Source organism: Aeromonas sp. R2-2, assembly GCF_040908355.1.
In the GTDB taxonomy this organism is placed as follows: domain Bacteria; phylum Pseudomonadota; class Gammaproteobacteria; order Enterobacterales; family Aeromonadaceae; genus Aeromonas; species Aeromonas veronii.
In genome coordinates this window covers 1-3,054 of the sequence record NZ_JBFODQ010000063.1, presented here as the reverse complement: position 1 = coordinate 3,054, position 3,054 = coordinate 1, and the positions used below count along the sequence as shown (strand labels likewise).

4 protein-coding genes are annotated in these 3,054 nt (G+C 54.0%); 3 read left to right on the top strand and 1 reads right to left on the bottom strand.

What is annotated here, in order from left to right:
- From AB5Z09_RS12745 to AB5Z09_RS12735, 3 genes are all read left to right on the top strand, one after another.
- Nucleotides 1-269 (top strand): hypothetical protein (locus tag AB5Z09_RS12745; RefSeq protein WP_368195439.1); only part of this gene is annotated, 269 nt, incomplete at its 5' end.
- 222 nt (nucleotides 270-491) lie between these two features.
- Nucleotides 492-1,220, top strand: coding sequence for a ZirU family protein (locus AB5Z09_RS12740; protein ID WP_368195438.1), 729 nt, complete (start codon nucleotides 492-494; stop codon nucleotides 1,218-1,220).
- Nucleotides 1,221-1,295: 75 nt separating this feature from the next.
- The gene (locus AB5Z09_RS12735) at nucleotides 1,296-2,021 is read left to right on the top strand and encodes a hypothetical protein (protein ID WP_368195437.1); all 726 of its coding nucleotides are present in this window, start codon (nucleotides 1,296-1,298) and stop codon (nucleotides 2,019-2,021) included.
- On the opposite strand, the gene AB5Z09_RS12730 is transcribed toward AB5Z09_RS12735, so the two are convergent.
- The coding region (locus AB5Z09_RS12730) for an IS4-like element ISAs18 family transposase (protein WP_368195402.1) at nucleotides 1,973-3,054 on the bottom strand (1,082 nt) is incomplete at its 5' end. The two genes, AB5Z09_RS12735 and AB5Z09_RS12730, sit on opposite strands and share 49 nt — an antisense overlap.

Sequence of the window (3,054 nt, the reverse complement as noted above, 5' to 3'; positions counted from 1 at the left end):
GTGGCCCGGTCCACACCGAGGTGAGTGGTGCCGGGAGTACCAACCCCATTGTTGGCTCCACCTGGAAGGCGAAGCTCACATGTCCGGACTCTATCCTTGCTGCCGACTGTGATGTGTCCAAGTTTGACTTCACCTGGTACGCCAAAGGGGTGGATGGAGTGACCCGCACCGCTACGGGCGCAACCAATAGTGATGAATACCTTGTGCCCGCTAATGAGCAGCGAGCTCAGCTGTGGGTCGAGATTGCGCCCAAGGCAGCCGCCAACTAATCGCTCCGGTTAGGGTGGTGGTTGATTGGTGCAGAGGCTTTATTAGTGAGCGTTCAATGCCGTGAGCCTGTTTGTGGCTGTGCTGTGTTGGCCTGTTCTGGGGTGGGTGGTGCAGCGTGCTTTTTGCACCACCCTCTTTTTTGAAATGGTTTGTCGTGCCTGTGCCAAGCGGTATCGGCAAATAAGTGAAAAAAGCGTAAGTAATCATAATCAGGAGTAAGTATGAAGTATCAGTGTGCTTTGGGGTTTAAGAGAGGCGCAGTTGCCAGTGCTGTTGCGGGTGTGCTTTTTTTGGGAGGCGTGATAGCAGCGCCAGTGCTTGCCGTTACCTCCCCCCCCACCGGCACCATTATGGGGCGAGCGCCGACTATGGCGCCAGGTGCCATCACCTGGGCGGATGTAAACAGCAACGGGGTTGTTGATGTGGGTGACGAGCTCTCTATCGACCCGGACGCCCTCTTCGTTTTTGGTGATGCTGATGGCGATGCATCTGCTGGAGATACCTATGAGTGGTTGCGTGATGACACCCCTATTGCTTCAGCTACAGCTGACACTTACAAAATTACAGCGGAGGACCTTGGTGCCTCCATCACGTTGAGGGTGACCCCCAACACTGACCCGCTTGTTACTGACCCGAAAGTTGGTGCCCCTGCTGATTCTACAAATGCCATTGTGGCGGCAGTGGCTGGTTCGGTCTACGAGGCCAGCATTTCCGGGTTGGTGGATGGTGTGCCACAGGTGGGTGCCGAGCTGACGGCTGATACCCTGTGTGTTAGCGAGGCATGTGATCTGACCGACCTTGAGTACAAGTGGCAGATTGAAGGGCGAGACTCTGTAACCGGCAATGGTACCGGCGTCTTTGCTGACATTCCTGGGGCAACCTCTCGGAAGTTTACGCCGACCAAAGAGATGCAAAAGCTTAAAGTGCAGGTTGTTGTTACCAACAAGTAGTGAAGTTAAGTCTGTCCAATTCATGGCAAGTCGGGGAGAGGATGAGCAACCCGGCTTGCTCTGATAGCAAAGTAAATGAAAGTGATGCTGAATACTGAGGGTATTGATATGAGCATAAGTGGCACACCAAAGGCCGGAAGTGCTGGCGCCAGGGGGCTTGTTGCGCTGTGGGTGCTATTTGCCGCGGGCGCTGTCGCGGTAACCTCTGAGCCCACCTCTACCGGGGTGCTTGGGCGCGCACCAGACGCCGAAAGCCTTAAATTTGAGCCAACGTCTGTTTACGGTGTTGAGAGCAAAGATGTGAAGCTCAAGTACCAATTCAATGACCCTGACGGGGATGAGGAGTCAGGCTCTCTTTTTTCGTGGGCGACAGCGGATGCCACTGGTGCGCTCATCGACCTTGGCAGTGCTGCTTCGGTGCCGAATGTGCCTGAGGCAGCCATTAATCAGCCGCTCACTGCCTGCGTGACACCAAAGACAGATGGTATTCGCACGGCGCCGGCAACAGGAAAGCAGGCGTGTATCACGACAACCGTGAAGCCTCCTGCGCCGCTGGTCAAGGACGTGGTTGTCAAGGTCAAGGAGGCGGATGGTCTATTTATTGACACAAACAACCTCAGTGCCACCTACACATGGGAGGGGGTTGGTAATGACGCATCGACCTATTTGTATGGCCCGCTTGGTAGCACTGCAAGCAAACTGACTAACGGCGAGGGGGTACAGACCTCAGAGATCCCCTCATTTTTAGAGACTCAAATAATTCCAAGTGTGCGGGTATATAAGCGGTGTTGCTTCAGGTAGTAGATAAATTTATCCATCAACAAGACCGCATTGGCTTCTTTCATTTTAGGTAGCAACTGGTAATAGATGACCCCTTGCCGAAAGAACGAATAGGTTCGGCTCTTGCTGGTATTGACCTTGATCGTTCTCTCTAGACCGACACTGTCTCCAGCCTTACCCAGCAGCGTCAGCAAGACGATGGCCAGGGCACTGAATAAAAACAGTCGGTCGCGCCGGACCGGATTACTGATGTGCACATCTCCCATACCCATGCCGAATTTGTAATCTTTGATATCACGAAAACTGGTCTCGATACCCCAGCGCTGGCCGTATAGTTGCAACGCCTTGGCGGCGCTCAGGTCGGTCCGGTTACTGGCCAGAAACCACGCGTCTTTCATGCCACTCTTATGACAACAATAGACCCGTTCGACAGGCTGTCGCTGCCCAGTTAGCTCCACCGCTTTGAGGGTTCGGGTGCGCCCGGTCGGCGTTAGCCAGTGCCGAGCTGGAACCTGCTCTACACCAGGGTAACCAACCAAAACATTTCCTTTAAATCTAATGAGATAAGCAAAGCCTAGCTCTTGCTCCAGGCGTTCGAACAGCTCCATGTAACCAAAGCCGCGGTCAGCTACTACCGTCACGAAGATACCCTCTGGCAACGTCTGCTTGAGCTTGGTGAGCAGCTCTTTCTCATGGGCATTGCGTTGCCCTTTGAGCAACGATTTCCGATGGGTTTTCCACAGCAGCGGAGTACTGCGACCGTGGTTGGTTTGCAGGCTGATAACCAAGGTACTGTGATCATCGGCATCGAATTCGGTCCAGTCCATGGAGACTACGATCTCGGTACGTTCACCGACCACATAGGGCACCCAATCGTCAAAGAGGCTCCAGACATTGAGCTTGGTGTTAGTGAGCAGGCGATCCACCTGTTTAACCGCATGTTTACGTTCGAGACCGTTGGCCAAGGAGAGGCCACTACCGATGGCGTGGATGGCCAGTGAACCTGACTCGATAACCCCGAGGGTAGCATTGGCGAGGGAAAGAACACGCTTAG

Coding starts and splice junctions, on each gene's coding strand:
- AB5Z09_RS12735 (WP_368195437.1), top strand. CDS start 1,296: ATGAAAGTGATGCTGAATACTGAGGGTATTGATATGAGCATAAGTGGC.
- AB5Z09_RS12740 (WP_368195438.1), top strand. CDS start 492: ATGAAGTATCAGTGTGCTTTGGGGTTTAAGAGAGGCGCAGTTGCCAGT.